Source organism: Pseudarthrobacter sulfonivorans (genome assembly GCF_031454915.1).
In the GTDB taxonomy this organism is placed as follows: domain Bacteria; phylum Actinomycetota; class Actinomycetes; order Actinomycetales; family Micrococcaceae; genus Arthrobacter; species Arthrobacter sulfonivorans_C.
Genome location: NZ_JAVDRS010000002.1, coordinates 185578 through 203394, shown reverse-complemented (window position 1 = coordinate 203394; position 17817 = coordinate 185578). Strand labels below are relative to the sequence as shown.

At 65.6% G+C, this 17817-nt stretch carries 15 protein-coding genes, 1 tRNA gene and 1 other RNA gene; 8 read left to right on the top strand and 9 right to left on the bottom strand.

The window, feature by feature from the left end; all coding sequences use genetic code 11:
- Nucleotides 1-75: 75 nt before the first annotated feature.
- The 3 genes from J2808_RS04805 to J2808_RS04795 all read right to left on the bottom strand — a co-directional run bounded on the left by J2808_RS04805 (nt 76) and on the right by J2808_RS04795 (nt 4072).
- Nucleotides 76-3501, bottom strand: coding sequence for a DNA polymerase III subunit gamma and tau (locus J2808_RS04805; RefSeq protein ID WP_309812418.1), 3426 nt, complete (start codon nt 3499-3501; stop codon nt 76-78).
- Nucleotides 3502-3568: 67 nt separating this feature from the next.
- An RNA gene (gene ffs, locus J2808_RS04800) (signal recognition particle sRNA small type) lies at nt 3569-3665 on the bottom strand.
- 80 nt (nt 3666-3745) lie between these two features.
- Nucleotides 3746-4072: a YqfO family protein gene (locus J2808_RS04795; protein ID WP_309812415.1), complete on the bottom strand. Its 327-nt coding sequence runs from the start codon at nt 4070-4072 to the stop codon at nt 3746-3748.
- A 281-nt stretch (nt 4073-4353) separates the two neighbouring features.
- On the opposite strand from J2808_RS04795, the gene J2808_RS04790 reads away from it, so the two are divergent.
- Nucleotides 4354-4441: transfer RNA gene (locus J2808_RS04790), tRNA-Ser, on the top strand.
- Between the two features lie 23 nt (nt 4442-4464).
- On the opposite strand, the gene J2808_RS04785 is transcribed toward J2808_RS04790, so the two are convergent.
- Nucleotides 4465-5415, bottom strand: a complete 951-nt coding sequence (locus J2808_RS04785; RefSeq protein WP_309812412.1) for an oxygenase MpaB family protein — start codon at nt 5413-5415, stop codon at nt 4465-4467.
- A 166-nt stretch (nt 5416-5581) separates the two neighbouring features.
- Here J2808_RS04785 and J2808_RS04780 point away from each other — a divergent pair, with 166 nt between their 5' ends.
- The 3 genes from J2808_RS04780 (at nt 5582) to J2808_RS04770 (ending at nt 8529) form a co-directional block, all read left to right on the top strand.
- The gene (locus tag J2808_RS04780; protein WP_309812408.1) at nt 5582-6871 is read left to right on the top strand and encodes a M23 family metallopeptidase; all 1290 of its coding nucleotides are present in this window, start codon (nt 5582-5584) and stop codon (nt 6869-6871) included.
- A gap of 81 nt (nt 6872-6952) precedes the next feature.
- A complete protein-coding gene (locus J2808_RS04775; RefSeq protein WP_309812406.1) occupies nt 6953-7474 on the top strand; it encodes a glutathione peroxidase in 522 nt (173 codons plus the stop codon).
- A 128-nt stretch (nt 7475-7602) separates the two neighbouring features.
- Nucleotides 7603-8529, top strand: a complete 927-nt coding sequence (locus J2808_RS04770) for a phosphodiesterase (protein WP_309812404.1) — start codon at nt 7603-7605, stop codon at nt 8527-8529.
- A 52-nt stretch (nt 8530-8581) separates the two neighbouring features.
- Here J2808_RS04770 and J2808_RS04765 read toward each other — a convergent pair whose 3' ends face one another.
- The gene (locus tag J2808_RS04765; protein ID WP_397427984.1) at nt 8582-10261 is read right to left on the bottom strand and encodes a stealth family protein; all 1680 of its coding nucleotides are present in this window, start codon (nt 10259-10261) and stop codon (nt 8582-8584) included.
- A gap of 34 nt (nt 10262-10295) precedes the next feature.
- Nucleotides 10296-11225: a Cof-type HAD-IIB family hydrolase gene (locus J2808_RS04760; RefSeq protein WP_309812401.1), complete on the bottom strand. Its 930-nt coding sequence runs from the start codon at nt 11223-11225 to the stop codon at nt 10296-10298.
- A gap of 149 nt (nt 11226-11374) precedes the next feature.
- Between J2808_RS04760 and J2808_RS04755 the strand changes: the two genes are divergently transcribed.
- Both J2808_RS04755 and J2808_RS04750 read left to right on the top strand, forming a co-directional pair.
- Nucleotides 11375-11674 (top strand): type II toxin-antitoxin system VapB family antitoxin, encoded by a 300-nt coding sequence (locus J2808_RS04755; protein WP_058930154.1) that lies wholly within the window; start codon nt 11375-11377, stop codon nt 11672-11674.
- Nucleotides 11667-12338 (top strand): LytR C-terminal domain-containing protein, encoded by a 672-nt coding sequence (locus J2808_RS04750; RefSeq protein ID WP_309812393.1) that lies wholly within the window; start codon nt 11667-11669, stop codon nt 12336-12338. Before J2808_RS04755 ends, J2808_RS04750 begins: the two co-directional genes overlap by 8 nt.
- On the opposite strand, the gene J2808_RS04745 is transcribed toward J2808_RS04750, so the two are convergent.
- Entirely contained in the window at nt 12335-13003 is a 669-nt protein-coding gene (locus J2808_RS04745) for a TetR/AcrR family transcriptional regulator (RefSeq protein ID WP_309812389.1), read from the bottom strand. The two genes, J2808_RS04750 and J2808_RS04745, sit on opposite strands and share 4 nt — an antisense overlap.
- A gap of 108 nt (nt 13004-13111) precedes the next feature.
- Nucleotides 13112-13810 carry a DsbA family oxidoreductase gene (locus J2808_RS04740; RefSeq protein ID WP_309812386.1) on the bottom strand — a complete coding sequence of 233 codons (699 nt, stop codon included), beginning with the start codon at nt 13808-13810 and terminating at the stop codon, nt 13112-13114.
- A gap of 184 nt (nt 13811-13994) precedes the next feature.
- Here J2808_RS04740 and J2808_RS04735 point away from each other — a divergent pair, with 184 nt between their 5' ends.
- Nucleotides 13995-15110: a glycosyltransferase family 4 protein gene (locus J2808_RS04735; protein WP_309812383.1), complete on the top strand. Its 1116-nt coding sequence runs from the start codon at nt 13995-13997 to the stop codon at nt 15108-15110.
- Between the two features lie 15 nt (nt 15111-15125).
- A complete protein-coding gene (locus J2808_RS04730; protein WP_309812377.1) occupies nt 15126-17273 on the top strand; it encodes an amylo-alpha-1,6-glucosidase in 2148 nt (715 codons plus the stop codon).
- Here J2808_RS04730 and J2808_RS04725 read toward each other — a convergent pair.
- Complete coding sequence (locus J2808_RS04725; RefSeq protein ID WP_309812376.1) at nt 17270-17803, bottom strand: GNAT family N-acetyltransferase; 534 nt, start codon at nt 17801-17803, stop codon at nt 17270-17272. The two genes, J2808_RS04730 and J2808_RS04725, sit on opposite strands and share 4 nt — an antisense overlap.
- Between the last annotated feature and the right edge of the window lie 14 nt (nt 17804-17817).

The following is a 17817-nucleotide window of genomic DNA, read 5'->3' as shown; positions in this document are numbered from 1 at the left end:
TTTCCTCTTTTGGTTTGGCTTGGATGATGCGTGGAGTGGCGGACGCGGTTCCGGCCCGTGCCTAAGAACCCGGGCCTAGAAGCCGGGAACGATCGGGGTTCCGTCCGAGGAACGCTCCTCGATCAGCTTTCCGCCCAGAATACGCTCGACCGCGGCGCGTCCAAAGACGCCGGATTCCTCGATCGTTTCGTCGTCGGCGCTGGGGATGTCCTGGACGTAGGTGGCGGCCACCGCGCGGGCCGGCGCCTTGGCACGTCCGGCCTCGGCTTCGGGGCTGTTGGACAGCCGCTGGTAGAGACTTTGCCGGGCCTGGGCGGCCGAGGGGGACGTTGCGGGAGCCGGCTGCAGCGGTGCCGCCGTCGGTGCAACCGACGCCATGGCGTACTCGCGTGCTTCGGCCCGCTCCGGGACAGCTGACTCTTGGGCCGGCTCCGCTGGGGGTTGGCTTTGCTGCGCTCCGGTGCCCGGCGCGGTGCGCTCAGCAGGAAGGGGCGCAGACGGGGCCGTATGCGGTACGGGGACGTGCGCTGCCGGGACCCCGATTTCGTGGGCGTTCGCCGTGCGGAAGTCTGCTGCAGGCATGTCAGCTGCAGATTTCCCGGCCGTGGGGACGGCCGGCGGGAGGCTGGGCGTTACTGGGGGCAGTCCCCAGCTGGCGTCGGCCTCGGACTGGCTGCTGACTGAAGGTTGGGGGATTTGGGCAGTGGCAGGCTCGTAATTGGGTGCCGGAGCAGTGGAGACGGCCTCGTCCGGGGCGGACGCCGCCGGGCTCTTGCCAAGGTTGGGTTCTGTGCCAACCACCCAGACGCCGGGCGCTTGCTCCACGGCCAGGCCCCAGGGGTCGTGTGACGTGCCGGGTTGTGACGGCGCCGCCGCAGCAGTGGGTGTGGCCTGTGAGGCGCTGGCCGCAGTAGGCCGTGAGGCACCACGTGCCGGCCGTTTTCCGGAGGGGGCGGCAGCGGGCACCGGTTGCGACGGCGAGCGCCGGGGTTCCGCCGGAGCGGAGGGATCCCAATCCATGGGCGGTTCCTCCTCCAGCGGAGGAGCGTCCTCGTCCCGCGGGGGACCCCAGTCGTCGTCGGAGTAGGCGTATGAGCCCGCCTCCGGCTGATCCGGGCGCGGCTGATCCTGCCGTGCAGGCTCCGGTTTCCCAGACGGCGTCTCGGCTGGACGTTCGACGGCGGACGCGGGTTGCGCGGCCGGTTCAGCAGCCGTCGTTGTCGCATTCGCCGGGGCCGGGGCCGGGGCCGGGGCCGGTTCTGGTGCGGGGGCAGGCGAAGCCACGGGGGCTGGAGCCGGTGCGGGAACAGGATAAGTCGCCGGGCCAGACGCAGCCACATGGGACGGCGCAGGCGCGGGGCCAGACGAAGCTGCTGGCGCCTGCGCCGGTACGGCCGGGCCGGCGGGCTCAGGCCTGGCGGTGGGCACCTGTACAGCCGGAGTGGAATCGGTGCACGCAGGGGCCAGTCCCCACGCGACGTCTGCTGAGCTGGCCGGGGTTTCCCGGCTAGCGGGTGCTTTTGGGTTTGGCTCAGAGCTCGCTGAGCTGCTGGTGCCACCTGCGACGGCGGTGATCTGGCAGTCGATGCCCACTGTTTTGTGGATCGCCTGCCGCAGGTTCTCCGAGTGATCAGCCCGGCCGAACGCGCCTGCCAAGCCGGTGGTGGTGAAAGCGAGGGTCAGGACCTGGCCGTCAAATGCGCCGACTTGGGCGTTCGGTTCCACCAGCGCCCACGTGCTGCGCTTGATCTTGGAAAGGGTTTGCAGGACCTCTGGCCAGGCACGGCGCAGGACCTCCACGTCGCCGGTGGAGGCCGGGCCGGCCGGAGCAGCAGCGGCGGCGGCTGGCGCGGAGGTGGCTGGTGGGCCGGTGACTGGCGACGACGTGGCGGGCACAGTGTCGACGGACGCTGGCCTTCTCTCCTGAACGGACGGGGCAGGTCGCTGCGGTGCGGGTGCTGCCGGACGGGTTCCTGCAGACTCGTCCACAGGCCAGTCGTTGGTGCTGACCCGGGGCGGAGTCAGTGGCGTTCGGGAATCTTCGGCATCGGCGGCCTGCTGCCGTGCCGGCTCAGGACCGGCGGGGGCTGCCTGCGCTGATGGCTGCGCTGCAGCGGCGGCTGCAGGAGCCGGAGTTTGAACGGAGGCCGCGGAGTCGGGGGCCCCGTGAACAGGGACCGTTTCGACGGGCGGGGTGTGTACGGGCGCGGTGTGAACGGGCGCAGCCTGAACCTGAGGTGCAGGCACGGGCTCTGACGGCTCTGTTGCCGGGCCGGGCACTGACGAAACTGGCGCTGCAGCGGGAGCGGGAGCGCCGACGTCGTTCCCGGCGTAGTTCAGGCGCCGCTCCACGCGATCGATCCTGGCAGCGATGCCACGCTCGGTCTGTTCCGAACTGGGGAGGAGAATGCGGGCGCAGAGAAGCTCGAGGTGGAGCCGGGGTGAAGTGGCGCCGGTCATCTCGGTCAGTGCCGTGTTGGTAACATCCGCGGCGCGGGAAAGTTCAGCGGCGCCGAGGTTGTGCGCCTGGTTCTGGAGCCGGGCGATCTGGTCCGCCGGCATCCCCCGCAGGATCACCTGGGCGCTTTCGGGCATGGCTTGGACGATGATGAGGTCGCGGAAGCGTTCCAGCAGGTCCTCGACGAAACGGCGGGGATCGTGGCCGGTCTGGATGACGCGGTCCACGGCCCGGAAAACAGTCGCGGCGTCGGAGGCAGCCACAGCCTCCACCACGTCATCAAGCAGAGACGCGTGGGTATAGCCGAGGAGGGCCACGGCCAGTTCGTAGTCAAGGCCTTGGGCGCCGGCACCAGCCATCAGTTGGTCCAGTACGGACAGGGAATCACGGACCGATCCGCCGCCGGCCCGGACCACCAAGGACAGGACTCCGGGGGCAACCGGCACGTTTTCGTGGTTGCACAGCAGTTCCAGATACGCCATCAACGGCTCGGGCGGTACCAGCCGGAAAGGGTAGTGGTGCGTGCGGGAGCGGATGGTACCAATGACCTTGTCCGGCTCCGTGGTGGCGAAGATGAACTTGATGTGCTCCGGCGGCTCTTCGACGATCTTCAGGAGGGCATTGAAGCCAGCCGGCGTGACCATGTGGGCCTCATCGATGATGAAGATCTTGTAGCGGTCACGAACGGGGGCGTAGGTTGCCCGTTCGCGGAGGTCGCGGGCATCGTCCACGCCGCCATGGCTTGCGGCGTCGATCTCGATGACGTCAAGGGAACCCGAACCGCCGCGGGCAAGTTCAACGCAGCTGGGGCAGGTTCCGCAGGGCGTGTCCGTGGGGCCTTCGGCGCAGTTCAGGCAGCGGGCCAGGATGCGGGCGGACGTCGTTTTGCCGCAGCCGCGAGGGCCGGAAAAGAGGTAGGCGTGGTTTACGCGGTTTTTGCGCAGGGCCGTCATCAGCGGCTCCGTGACATGTTCCTGCCCGATGACGTCAGCGAAGGAGTCCGGACGGTATCTGCGGTAAAGGGCGGTGGTTGTAACAGTCACGTAAAAACCCTACCAATCCGGGCCGACAATCAGATCCCTCGCGGGCTGGTCGCCCTGTGTGGGGAATAGTAAAGACCCCCCATGCACCCGCCAGAGCCCGTTTACCCTTGCTACCTTCCGGTCCTGGGGGAGTTCAACAGGATGACGCCACATGAGGGGCCGCAGACAACTTTACCCGAAGTTTTGGCGCGGCTCGAACCGGGGCAGGGCAGCTGAAGCTGCCGGACAGCCCGGACAAAAACGGCTACCTGCGCCAGTCATCCACCGGCCAGGTCATGAAGGCGGGTTCCTCATAGGGATGGGCAGCGCGCAGGGCGAGGACAACGGCGTCGAGCATCTCTTCCTCCACAACGCACTCGACCCGGATTTCAGGCACCTGCTCGCCTGCCCCCACGGCGCCTATGAAGGGCTCAGCGCCAGGCAGGGGCGTGAACCGGCCGGTGCCAGGCACCACGAAGGAGCAATGCGAATAATTCCCGATCCTTCCCGCACCGGCGTCGCCAATTGCCGAGAGCAGCGCCTCGTAGTGGGTGTCCGGAACGTAAATCACCAGGGCGTGCAGCTGTGACATGGCTTCATCCTGCCAAAGTGCGCCAGCGTTAAGGGGAGCATTTTCATTGCTTATCCGGCGGGTAGGGCTGATCATGGGTATGTACACCGATTGGGGCAATCTCAAGGTTGTGAGCTGCGGGGCCTGGCTGGAGGGCCGGACCCGGCAGCTCAACGGTGTTCCGTAGGAATGGGCGCATTGGGGGCGTCCATTTTGACGTTAACGGGCGCCCGAAGGGAGCCAATTGGGCGATGCCGAAAAGTTCAGGTAGTCTAGTGTCTGCTTTTGATTCAGAAGCAGCTGGAGAATTCGCCTAGCGGCCTATGGCGCACGCCTGGAACGCGTGTTGGGTTAACGCCCTCGGGGGTTCAAATCCCCCATTCTCCGCCAACCGAAACCCGGTCCTGACCTTGTCAGGACCGGGTTTTTGTTTTCCGCGGGACAGCGTCAGCGGCCTCATACCCCAGCCGGCGGAGCCTTGCCCTGGCTGCCTGCTCGCTGGGTCCGGGCCCACGTCCCAAGGCAAGATGTACGACGCCGAGGGTGACTTTCGTCGCAAGCCTTACGGGGAGCGCGAACGGACCCAGCCGGGGAAGCTCGAGCCCCAGCATCCGGCGGTATTGCGGTTCCAGGCTGTAGACGGCCCCGGCGAAGATGATCTGATATCCGGGCCGTAACAAGGGGTGCAGTGGCGGGTTCCGGAGGAACCCGACGGTCTCGGCAACCCTGTTATCCGCCAGCAGCCCGCCGTCGCGATAGTAGCGGTCCAGCTGCTTCCTCATGTCGGCCTCGGTCAGCGGCGGATCCTCGACACCCATCAGCCGCCCTGCCTGGGCCCATTCGCGGACATAGGCATCCGGACCGCCGGGGATCTTCCCTCCCCAGATTTTGTGCGCTGTGAGGAATGCATCAACGAATGCGATGTGGACCCAGCGCGCCAGCTCCGGGTCGTTGGCAGAATACTGCTGAACCGAGCCGGTCCGGTTGTTGTAGCTGCCTTGGACGGGCTCGTGCAGGCGGCGGACCCTGGCTGAGGCATGTCCGGCGGCGGCGGTGGAGCCATAGGTGACCGTGAAGATCCAGCGGATGGTCCGTGCCAGCCGGCTAAGCGGGTCCGCCCGGAAGTCGGAATGCTCATGGATGCCCGCCAAAGCACCGGGGTGCAGGGCCTGCATCAGCAGCGCCCGGATTCCGCCAACGATGGGCGTCATGGAACCGTGCACCGCCCAGACGGCTGAACCCGGCAGGTGATAGCCGGTGTCATCCCCGTCGGCGAGCCGTGGGACCCAGTCAGGTACGGCGTCGACGCTTCCAGTGAAGACCCGCTTCAGCTCGCCCTGCCATTCCCTGAGGAATTTGCGCATATTTCCATTCTCGCCCATGCCGGACGACAGGCGAGGGCTTGCCGCAAATCCCTAAAAAGGCCGCAATGAATGCTTTTTGGGGTTCACAGGCCGGGGGGCTATGTGGTCACATAGGTGGGTAAACCCGTCGAGATTGGGGTCTGGCGGGCAAACAGGGAGTCAAAGCTTGGGAACTCATGGGGGATCCGGCCGGGACAACGAGTCTGCAGGCCTCTGCCTGGTCGCTGTGCGTGCACTGGCGGCGAGTGCGGTTGCTGCCGCTGCCTTTTTTGCTGTGGGGTTCCCAGGAGCCCCGCCAGTCGAATCTGGCGCCGCAGCGCCGGTAGCCGGCACCGGCCAAGTGGGCGCCCCGGGATTGGCCCCTGCCGTCCTGACAGACAGCAGGGCCCTCGTCCCGTTCGGCCGCACCATGGTCAGGACGGTTGCCAAGGGTGGAACCGCGCCGCTCAACGTGGCGTCTGCCGGGCTTAAGCGTCCGCCGGAGGGGTCGCTGATGGCACCTCTTGAAAGGCTCACGTCGAGTTCCCCCTTTGGGTACCGCGTCAGCCCCATCAGCGGGACAGACGGAGACTTCCACCTCGGCCAGGACTTCGCCGCAGGCTGCGGCACCAGGGTCTATGCCGCCGACGCCGGAGTGGTCAGGGCCGCCGGCTGGCACCCCTGGGGCGGCGGCAACCGCGTGGAAATTGACCACGGCAACGGGCTTATCACTACGTACAACCACCTCGAGGCCATCGCCGTCCGGGCAGGGGACACCGTGCAGGTGGGGCAGGTTATCGCGCGGGTGGGCACCACCGGGTGGTCCACCGGCTGCCACCTGCATTTCGAGACGATCCTTAACGGCAAGCACACCAGCCCGCTCCGCTGGACGCTCCTTGCCATCCGGCAGCTGGACGACCTGCAGGACATCGCCATGGTCAGTTATGCCGGCAAGGGCGCTGACGCGTCCGGGGCGCAACGCTGGGCCATCCCGGTCGCGGCGGACAACAGCCACACGGTCCTGGGGGGCGAAGAGGAACTGGCCGAGGCTCCGGAAGTGGCGGCTACGCGGCCCACGACGACGCCGAAGCCGTCGAACTCCACCGGTGCGCCGTCGTCGGGCGAAACCAAAACCACCAGCCCAACGACATCGCCGTCAACGCCGACAGCATCCGCAACCCCTGCAGTCACCACACCGCCGGCGACCACGACGCCGCCTGCGACTACGACGCCGCCTGTGACCACCACACCGCCTGCGACCACGACGCCGCCTGTGACCACCACACCGCCTGCGACCACGACACCGACGACGCCGACTGTGACCGCGACACCCACGGCACCAGCTGAGACTTCAACGGCGCCAGCCGAAACGACAACGGCGCCAGCCGAGACTTCAACGGCGCCAGCCGAAACCACAACAGCGTCGCCCGGGACTACAACCACCACGTCCTCGGACCCCCTGCCGACGGACGGCTGACAGATAACTCCCAGCATGCACCCGTACCCTTGACGGTTGGCAACGAATCACCTGCATGACCAACCTTCCAAGGACGGCGCTGTGACCTCTCTGTACCCCATCCCGCTCACGCTCAACGACGGCACCCGGACCGACTTCGGCCGGTTCAGAGGAAACGTGGTCATGGTGGTTAACGTGGCGTCGGAGTGTGGCCTGACACCGCAATACGCGGGACTGGAGACGCTGTACGAGAAGTTCCGGGACCGGGGCTTCGACATTCTCGGCGTGCCGTGCAACCAATTTGCCGGTCAGGAGCCGGGCAGCGACAGCGAGATCGCCGACTTCTGCGAGCGGAACTTCGGTGTGTCCTTCCCCCTCACGGCCAAGGCCAACGTGCGGGGCAAGGACCAACACCCGCTCTATGCCGAGTTGACCAGGTTCAAGACCAGCGTGCTGCCGGGCCTGGTGAAATGGAACTTTGAGAAGTTCCTGGTGAACCGCGCTGGCGAGGTGGTGGCACGCTTCGCCCCCACCGTCGAACCGGATTCTGCCGACGTTCTCGACGCCATCGAAGAGGCTCTGGCCGAATTTAATGAACCAAAGTCACTTCCGGTCACTCGGTAGCCCAAAACTTTTTCTTTTTTCCAACTTGCCCGCGGTAATTTACTCAAAATTTCCCCAAAATCTGGTTTGATAAAGGTTACTGAAGGGTAGAAGGGAAGCGCCGCTTCCCACCAACCACAGAGGCAGCAATGAAGCACATCGAGGCCGAACATCCCCGGCCACGCCACTTCCTTCTCCACCTGAGCGACCCCCACCTGTTGGGGGGTCCGGATCCCCTTTACGGCGCTGTTGACAGCGAAGCCAAGCTCATTCAGCTTTTCGACGAGGTCCGGGCTTCCGGTGCGCGGCCCGAGGCCGTGATCTTCACCGGCGACCTTGCTGACCAGGGAGACCCCGAGGCCTACGCGAAACTGCGGGCCATCGTGGATCCGGCGTGCGAAGACCTGGGCGCCAAGGTCATCTGGGCGATGGGCAACCACGACAACCGGGCCAACTTCAGGACCGGGCTGCTGGACCAGCCCGCCAGCGATGCACCGGTGGATCACAGCTACTTTATGAACGGCCTCCGCGTTATCACCATGGACACCTCGGTTCCGGGCTACCACCACGGCGAGCTGAGCACCTCACAGCTGGAGTGGCTGACGCGCGAGTTGGAAACTCCCGCTCCTGATGGCACCATCCTGGCGCTCCACCATCCCCCGGTCCCATCCGTCCTGGACCTTTCCGTTCTGGTAGAGCTGCGTGACCAGGCCAGCCTGGCTGCCGTTGTCCGCAACTCGGACGTCCGGACCATCCTTGCCGGACACCTGCACTACTCAACCACCGCGAGCTTTGCCGGGATTCCTGTCTCGGTCGCGTCGGCCACGTGCTATACGCAGGACCTCAATGTGGCGGTAGGGGGCACCCGCGGTAGGGACGGCGGGCAGGCCTTCAATTTGGTGCATGTCTACGAACACACCATTGTCCACTCGGTGGTTCCGCTGGGCAGCACACCCACCGTTGGCGAACACGTCACACCGGAAATGACCGCCGAGCGCCTGGCCGCCGCTGGCATCAGTATCCCGGACAAGGCAAAAGTCGGGGCCGCCAAGGTTGCTCTGCCCAGCACAATTTAGCGGCATTACCCGGAGTGCGGGACTGAGCAAGCCCGGTCCTGCACTCCACCGGTTACAATTCCCAGGGCGCCTTGATGGGGTAGTACTTCTCCAGGAAGTCGGTCACCAGCTGGGCCCGCTCATCCGCGGGAACTTCCGGGAAGCTGCCGTCATTGAGGCAGAAGAAGTCCATATTCCGCTTGGCCAGGAGTTTAGGCAGATAATTCAGCCCGGCGCGGGCGGTGGTGTCCACGTAGCGCACCTTCGCTGCGGTCTGGGTTACGGCACGGCCGGTGAGCAGGGCGTAGTAGTGGTAGAAGGAATTGGTGACCGAGATGTTGTCCGCGGCGCGGAACCGGCTGGCCGCAGTCTTCCGGAACTCGTCCGGGAACTCGCCTTCCATGGTGGCCACCACGCTGCGCCGCAGCGGGGCGGCGGTGTGCTCAAGGTGCCTCGTGGTGATGCGCCCGAAACGATCCCAGAGCAGCTTGCGGTTCACACGGGCTGCGTTTTCGAAACCGCTGCGCTCGGCGTCGTTGTCGCCCAGCCCGATCCGCGTCTCCGCCTCGATGAATTTGGTGATGCCGCCCGGCGTGAAGAACAGGTCCGGCCCCACGGGCCGGCCGAAGAACATGTCATCGTTCGAGTAGAGGAAGTGCTCGGACAGGCCCTCGATGTTGTGGAGTTGGCATTCCACAGCCTGCGAGTTGTGCGTCGGCAGCACGGACGGATCAGAGAAGAATTCCTCACTGCGGACAATGGTGACGGAGGGGTGCTCTGCCAGCCACTCGGGTGCGGGGGAGTCCGTGGCGATGAAGATGCGGCGGATCCAGGGTGCGAACATGTACACCGAACGCAGGGCGTACTTGAGTTCGTTGATCTGCCGGAACCGGGCTTCGTGATCGTCGCCTTCGCCGAGAACCACACCCTGCTGCTGGGAGCGGCGTGCTGCGATGTACTCGGGCGAACTGCCATCGACCCAGGAAAAAACCAGGTCGATATCGAAGCTGATGTCGCTGGCGTGGTCAGCGAACATGTTCTCAATGGTGGGCCAGGTGTGGCCGTACCGCTCAACGGTTCCACGGACCGCGTCCTGGGCGAGCATGGTTCGCCGGGTGAGGGAGTTCTCGATGGGAAGGGTAATTTCGCTACCGTCGAAGCTCCATAGCTCAATCTGGACGCCCGCCGAGGAGCCGAACTCGAAGCCGCCTTCGGGCTCAACCCGGGGACGGTAAAGGCGGAAGATGCGGGCCTGCCGGTTGGGTGACAACTCGCCGTCCGCCACCAGCACAGAGGACTTCTTCTTGGCATCAACCGTCATGGAGTAGACAGGCTCGTTGCGGCAGGCCTCCACCAGCGCGGTCCGCAGTTTCTTGCGGTCCTTCCAGTCCAGAGCGATCACTGGGCGGTCGTTGTTGCCGCGTACCAGGAGGTAGTCCAGCCCGGCGCCCGCCAGCACGTTGCGCAGGAACAAGAGATCCTCAACCATGGCCTGGTACGGTGTCCGGTTGTGGTTGATCAGGGCGTACCGGCCCTTGTGCCGGACCACATCGGGCCGGTGCTTGAGCCGGGCTTCGGCAGCCGGCGAGGTCACCTCCGCGTGAGTGCGCGGCTCTACCGACGCCTGGCCGCCGTAGTAGATCTCGTCCTGGGCAGGTGCTTCTGTAACGGGTGCTTCTGTAATGGTTGTCTCCGTCGCGGTTAACTGGTAGGCGTTCTTAATTGAATAATAGCGGTACCCCCAAAACGGCACGCTTCCGGCGGACGGAACGCCGCCCGGCAGGGGCTCAGCTGTCCACGGCCTCCCGCCAGCTGCGCAGGAAAGCTCCGCCGGCGTCGTCGTGGATTACATCATCCCCAAGCCCCAGGTCCGTGGCGGTCAGCACGTCGTAGGGTTTGACCGGAACGCCGTCCGCCGGGCGGACGTCAACATGCTTCACGGGGTGGTCGTTGTGATGCAGCCAGTCGGCCATGGCGTAGTCCGTGCGGGAGTCGCCCATCGTGCGCCACGCCTGCGGCGTGATGCCCTGCGCGGCGAGCAGCTCCACGGCGCGGCTGGCGCCAAGGTCCTTGCCCAGCCGCACGGACTCGATGTCGGTGGAGATGATGGTGGGATCAACACGGTAGTCCACCGCGTCATCGGAACCCGGTGCATGGTGGTCCAGGCGGACCACGCCCAGGCCGTGGCGGGCCATGAGGTCCATCGCGTCGGAGTCGAAGAGCTGCTGTTCGGCGAGGTAGTCGGCGGAAGGCACCTCAATGTGCTGCTCCACGGACACCATGGCGCGTTTGGTCTCGTCGAAGAACATGTGCGCAGAATAGTCCTCCGCCACGAGCCTGCGGACGTCGTCGCCGTAGGCCTTGGGCACGGCCAGCTCCTGGTCGAGGTGAATGGGGCCGGGCCCGGCGGCGGTGTAGCTGAACCAGACGGCGCCCTTTTCGCAGATGGCGTGGATGACCGTCCCGGACGGCATTCCCGCTGCGATCATGGGCTTCATGACCTGTTCCCGGATGAACGCATCGGAGCGGCCGGTGTTGAAAATAACGGGAATGCCGGCGGTGGCCAGCGCCACCATGTCGGCGATGATCGCGGGCTGCACGTCGCGGGTGACCGGGCTTGCCACGGGACCGTCCACGTCAAGCAGGAGGGCCAACGGCGGGGTGGACAGCAGGCGGACGCCGGGCGTGGAGCTGGCAGGGAATTCGGGTGCAGTCATGGCTCCATTGTGTCAGCCGGCGGCCACGGTCCCCGTGCCGGCGGCCCAAAGTTGGCGGCATGTGACAGATGGTCACCGTTTGGCTACAACCTTGGAATGGCGCGGTCCGGACCCTTCTCTTGGAGCCCCAAGGTGCCTAGGGTGGCAGGGTGATCTTCAAAGCTGTGGGCGAGGGACGCCCGTACCCTGACCATGGTTTCAACACGCCCAAACAGTGGGCGTCGCTGCCGCCGCGGCCTGTCCGCCTGGACGAACTCGTGACCACCAAACGGACTCTGGACCTTGAGGCGCTCCTGGCCGAGGACTCCACGTTTTTCGGCGACCTTTTCCCCCACGTAGTGCAGTACCAGGGGACCCTTTACCTGGAGGACGGTCTGCACCGGGCCGTCCGTACTGCGCTGCACCAACGGACCGCCATCCACGCGCGCGTGCTGGTGATAGATGGCTAAGAAACCCAAGGACGTCCGTGTCCTGCACGGGCACCGTGTGGTCACGGGTCCCGAACTGCGGGCCACCTTTGAGGCCGCCGGCGATCAAGACGATCCCGTGCGCCTCCGCCGCCGGGTGGTTCATGGCGTGGTGCTGGTCCTGCTGCTGGGGCTCATCGCCGGCGCCATCATCACGGCGGTCGCCATCATCAGCGGGCAGCTGAAGCTTCCGACGACGGCAGGCAGCGACGAGCCCCAGGCCGTCTGTCCTGCAGCCACCTTCGATTACACGCCACCCGAACAGGTCAACCTGAACGTCTACAACTCCACCAGCCGGCCAGGCCTGGCGCGCTCGGTGGCGGATGAATTGCTGGGCCGGAAGTTTGTGGTGGGGGCTGTGGCCAACACTGAGGCAGGTTATCGGGGCGTGGCGGCAGTGGTTTCAGGCGCCGCCGGGCAGTCGGCTGCCTTCACCGTCCAGCGGAACGTGCCGGGCTCGGACTACTTCCAGGATGACCGGACAGACGCCAGCGTGGACGTGATCCTGGCCGGTGACTACAAAGCGCTGGCCGCGGCGGACCGGGTGGACCAGACACCCGGGAAGCTCAGCTGCCCCCGGGAGAGCCGCCGGATCGCCGACGACTCCAAGTGGCCGGTCATTCCGACCGCCGGCGCCACTCCCTAGCCTGCCGGCGTCCCCTGACTCACCGGCGCCGCGCCCTGGCTGACACGCAGGGGCGCGCCGTCGTCGTCGAACCTCGCTCCGGCGCCCAGCTGGATGAACCGAACGGTCCGGGCAATCCTGGCCTCGAGTTCCGCGGGCTCGTTGCTGCCGCGGGCGGCGCTGGAGGACAGCGTGCCGTGAATCAGCTGCGCCTGCTGGCCGATGTCCGCTGCCGGCAGGTAGCCCTGCGCCATGGCGTCGCGGAGGATGCCTTGCAGCAGGACGCTGAGTTCGCCGACGTGGTCGGCCAGTTTGGCAAAGGACGACGGCGAGAGGACCGCGCCCATGGCAGGTCCGGGCGGGAGGTGGCGGCGGCTGAGGTCTTCCACCTGGGTGCGCACGTACAGGGCCAGCCGTTCGACGGGATTCTCGAGGGCAGCCAGTGACTCCCTCAGCTCGCTGAGGAACCGCTCGGTCTCGTCCAGGGCGTATGAGATCAGCAGTTCTTCGATATCGGCGTAGTAGTTATAGACCGCCGTTCGCCCCACGCCGGCATGACGGGCGACGTCCGTCATGGTCAGCCCGGGCAGGCCATGCGTGAAGAGGAGCTCACCGAATGCCGTCAGGATCCGGCGCTGCGTGTCGGCGCGTTGCGCGGCGTTGTTCGCCGCCGAAATCCTGGGCATGCAGACACTTTACCGCGATGTGTCACTAAACGTGGTGCAGTCTTTGTCCAGATAATCACGCCAAACTCGTCGGTTTCGTACATTGCCTGGACAAAACTGCATTGTGGTCTAGACGGCGCAACCGTCCGGGCCGCAGGCTTCGCCGTCCGCGGCGCTGACCAGCACCAGCGGATTCGTCTCCTGCCAGGCCTGGTTGAGCGCTGCAGTGAATGTCTCGGCGGGCTGCGCGCCGGAGAGGCCGAACTTGCGGTCGATCACAAAGAACGGGACGCCGGTGATACCCAGGGCGCGGGCTTCCTCGAAATCGAAGCGGACGTCGTCCGCGTATTTGTCCGTGGTGAACAGTTCGGCCACCTCGTCGGCATTGATGCCGAGGGCCAGGCCAAGGTCCGTCAGGTACTCCTGGCTGCCGATGTCCTTGCCGTGCTCGAAGTGGTCACTCAGCAGGCGCTCCTTAGCGGCATCCTGCTGTCCGTGCTGGGCGGCGAGGTGGATCAGGCGGTGCGCACTGAAGCTGTTGGCAACCACCACCTGGCCGAAACGGTAATTGAGCCCTTCCCCCTTGGCCTGGGCGGTGACGTGCTCAAACATCTGCGAGACCTGCTCCGGGGCCATGCCCTTGATTCTGCTCAGGTACTCAAGTTCGGTGCCGTCGTAGTGCTCCGGAAGGCTGGGATCCAGCTGGTAGCTGCGCCACGTCACGTCCACGGAATCACGGTGCGGGAACCCGGCCAGGGCGGTCTCGAACCGCCGTTTGCCGATGTAGCACCAGGGACACGCGACGTCTGACCAGATCTCAATCTTCATACCTGCCACAACCCCTGCTGTTCAGAAGCCATTCCGCGAGGGGGTGTCAGATTTGTCACACAGGGGCTTGAAAAGATGGCCCTCCCGGGGCCATAGTCGGAACGACGGGCTAAGCAGATGCCTTTTGAAACACAACCAATCGCCAGGTACTGGGGGCGTGGCATGTGATCCTCCCGGAGGAAGCATGCGGATAGGACTGATTGCTGCGCCGTGGATTCCGATTCCCCCTGCCGGTTATGGGGGCATAGAGCGGGTTGTTGACTCCCTGGCCCGGGGATTCATCGCCGCGGGACATGACGTGTTGCTGGCGGCAGCGTCCGACAGCACGTGCCCAGCGCCCCTGGTAGAAGGAATGAGGGAATCACAGCCAGCGGATCTCGGCTTTACCCTCTCAGAACTCAGCCATGTGGTCAGGGCATATGACGGCCTGGGCGGCATGGACATCATCCATGACCACACCCTTGCCGGGCCGCTGATCGCGCGGAAGTCCAGCGTTCCCGTGGTGACCACCATTCACGGCCCCCTCACCCTGGCGTCGGCCGATTTGTACCGCGCCATGGCCCCGAATACCGCGATCATCAGCATCTCCCGCGACCAGGCATCCAAGGTCCCGGATGTCCCCATCACGCGGGTCATCCATCACGGGATGGATGTTTCCGCCGTTCCGGTGGGTTCCGGAAACGGCGGCTACGTCTGTTTCGTCGGCAGGATGTGCCCGGATAAGGGCGTGTTGGAGGCAATCCGGATCGCGCAAGCCGCAGGAATCCCGCTGCGCCTCGCCGCCAAGATGCGTGAGCCGGCTGAGCTCACGTACTTCCATGACGTCATCGAACCGCTCCTCGGAGCCAATGAGGAGTTCCTGGGCGAGCTGGGCGATGACGACAAGTTCCGGCTGATGGGTGAGGCCCTGGCTTTCCTCAACCCCATCCAATGGTCCGAGCCCTTCGGCCTGGTCATGATCGAGTCCCTGGCGACGGGTACTCCGGTGGTGGGAACGCCGATCGGGTCTGCGCCGGAAATCGTGGACCACGGCAGGACAGGATTCCTGGCGCCGACCGAAGAGCTGCACCGCTTCATCTCCCTCGCCGAATCGCTGGACAGATCGCACTGCAGGGACCGGGCGCTCAAGCTGTTCAGCACGGAGAAGATGGTGGGCAATCATCTGGACCTCTACGCAAAGCTCGTGGAAAAGAGTCAGGCGGCAGGGGTTCCGGAGCGCTCCTACGAGGACCAGAATCAAATACGGGGAGCAGTTAGCCGGGCGCCGGAATCGGGCCCGGTTTCTATCCGGCGGCCTTGAGGGAGGAGCGCATCCATGACTGCCTGGAATGCCGACACGGAAGCCGATGTGGGCGGGGCCGGCGCAGTAACCCTGGTGGAGGGATCTTCGTTCTGCATCTCCTCCCACAGCGGCGACATCAGCGCCGAGGGCGGAACCAACGGGGCGTTCTACCGCGATACCCGGATTGTGTCCCGGTGGGTCCTGCGCATCAACGGCGCCCTCCGCGAGCCTCTCGTGGCGCAGCGGCCGGACGCGTTCGAGGCCGCCTTCGTGGGCCGCGCCAAATGGCCGGACGGCCGGTTCGACAGCCCGCTCGTTGTCCGCCAGCAACGCCACATCGGACCCGGTCTGCAGGACGACATCACCCTGCGAAACTACTCCTCGGAGGCCGTCGACTGCGAGATCGAACTCCTGGTGGACGCAGACCAGGCCGACCTTTTTGATGTCAAGGGCGGCCGCCCGATCAATGAGGACAGCCTGACCCGGACTGTCAAGGGCGCAGAACTGTTGGTCGAGACCTTCAGGAACGGGCAGCGGCGCGGCTCGGCGGTCCGGGCGGCGGGCGCCGAAGTCACTGTGGACGCGCTGCGGTTCCACGCGCATATCCCGGCACGAGGCAAGTGGTCCACCAGCGTCATTGTGGTGCCGCTGATCAACGGAGCGGCCCCCAGCGAACCCTTCACCGAAGCGGGCCTGCCCCGTCACCGGACGGGCGTGCAGCGGCACCTGGCATGGGAGGAAAATGTCCCGCGCATCTCTGTCGGGGACCGCAATATCGAAGAAACCCTGCAGCGCAGCCAGTCCGATCTGGGGTCGTTGCGGATCTTCGATGCCGAGCATCCTGACCGTGCGGCCGTTGCGGCCGGCGCACCCTGGTTCATGGCCCTGTTCGGCCGCGATTCGCTCCTGTCCTCCTACATGTCTCTGCTGGTGGACTCGACGCTGGCGGTGGGAACCCTCCAGACCCTTGCCACACTGCAGGGGTCGAAAGTCGATCCGGACTCCGAGGAAGAGCCGGGCCGCATCCCGCACGAGGTGCGGCTGGGCGTGACGGCAGGGCTGTCCCTGGGCGGAACCGCCTACTACGGGACGGCGGACGCCACACCCCTGTTTGTCAGTGTCCTCGGCGAGCTCAGCCGGTGGGGACTGTCGGATGAGGTTATCGATTCTCTTCTGCCGCACGCAGACCGGGCCCTTGAATGGATTGAAAAATACGGGGACCGCGACGGTGACGGCTTTGTGGAGTACCTTCGGCCAAACGAGCACGGACTGGTGAACCAGGGTTGGAAGGACTCCTGGGACGGGATAAACTTCGCCGACGGGCGGATCGCTGAGCCTCCGATCGCCCTTTGCGAAGTCCAGGGCTACGTTTACGCCGCCTACGTTGGCCGCTCATTGCTGGCGCGCTCGGCCGGGGACACCGGAACGGAGCAGCGTTGGGCTGACCGCGCCGCATCGCTGAAGGAAGCCTTCAACGAGAAGTTCTGGCTGCCGGACAAGGGCTACTTCGCCATCGCGCTGGACAAGGACAAAATTCCGGTTGACGCATGCACGTCCAACATGGGCCACAGCCTCTGGGTGGGGATTGTCGACGAGGAAAAAGCGCCGTCCGTGGTGGAACGGCTGATGTCGCCGGAAATGTTCACCGGCTGGGGGATCAGGACGCTGGCCTCCGATATGGGCGCCTACAACCCGGTGAGCTACCACAACGGATCAGTGTGGCCTCATGACTCGGCCATCGTGGCAACCGGCCTCATGCGCTACGGCTATGTGGCCGAGGCCAAACGGCTGGCGCGGGGGATCTTCGACGCAGCAGCACATTTCGACGGACAGTTGCCAGAACTGTTCTGCGGCTTCGACCGCAGTGAATATCATGGGCCAGTGCCGTACCCGACGGCGTGCTCCCCACAGGCCTGGGCCGCTGCGGCGCCCATCCAGCTTGCCCGTATCCTGCTGCGTTTTGATCCGGACTTCACGCGGGGTGTTGTCCACCTGGCGCCGTTCCTCGCCGAGGACAAAGGCGACTTCAGGGCTGACAACGTGCGGCTGGGCCACTCCAGGATCTCCATCACTGCGCGCGGTCCGGAAGGAAACATCGAAGGCCTTCCGCCGGGCTTCAAACTGCTGAAGGAGCCGCGTCCGCCCTTGGACGAAAACCTGGGTGGACACGCGGGGAACTAGGGGACGGCGCGTTCCATCACGAAGTCGTGTTCCACGGTGGTGCCCAGCCTGAAGGACTTGCTTCCCACTTTCCGGAAGCCGGACTTCTCGTAGAACCGGATGGCCCGTGCGTTCTGGCTGTTGACGCCCAGCCAGATCCCGGCCGCGCCGGCGGCCGTGGCTGCCTGCAGGCTGGCGTGCATCAGTTCGGCCGCGGCGCCGAGCCCGTGATGTTCAGGGTGGACGTAGCATTTGCTCAGCTCGGTGGACGGGCGGAGCGTCAGCGCCGCCGCCACGTCCGGATCCTCTGCCGGCCGGTTCACAAGGAGGCTGTAGCCGCGGAGCCCGGCGTCGGCGTCGATCACCACAACGGTGACCTCCGGGTCGGCGAGGTAGCCGCGGAAGTGGTCCTCGCTCAGCGTGTTGGCCAGATGCGCGGCGATGTCTTCCGGCGACGACGACGGCGGGCACGCCAGGGGGAAGGTGACCGCAGCCAGGTCGGCGAGCGGGCCGGCGTCGTCCGTTGTTGCTTTCCGGATGGTGTGGGTCATGCAGGCAGTCTAAT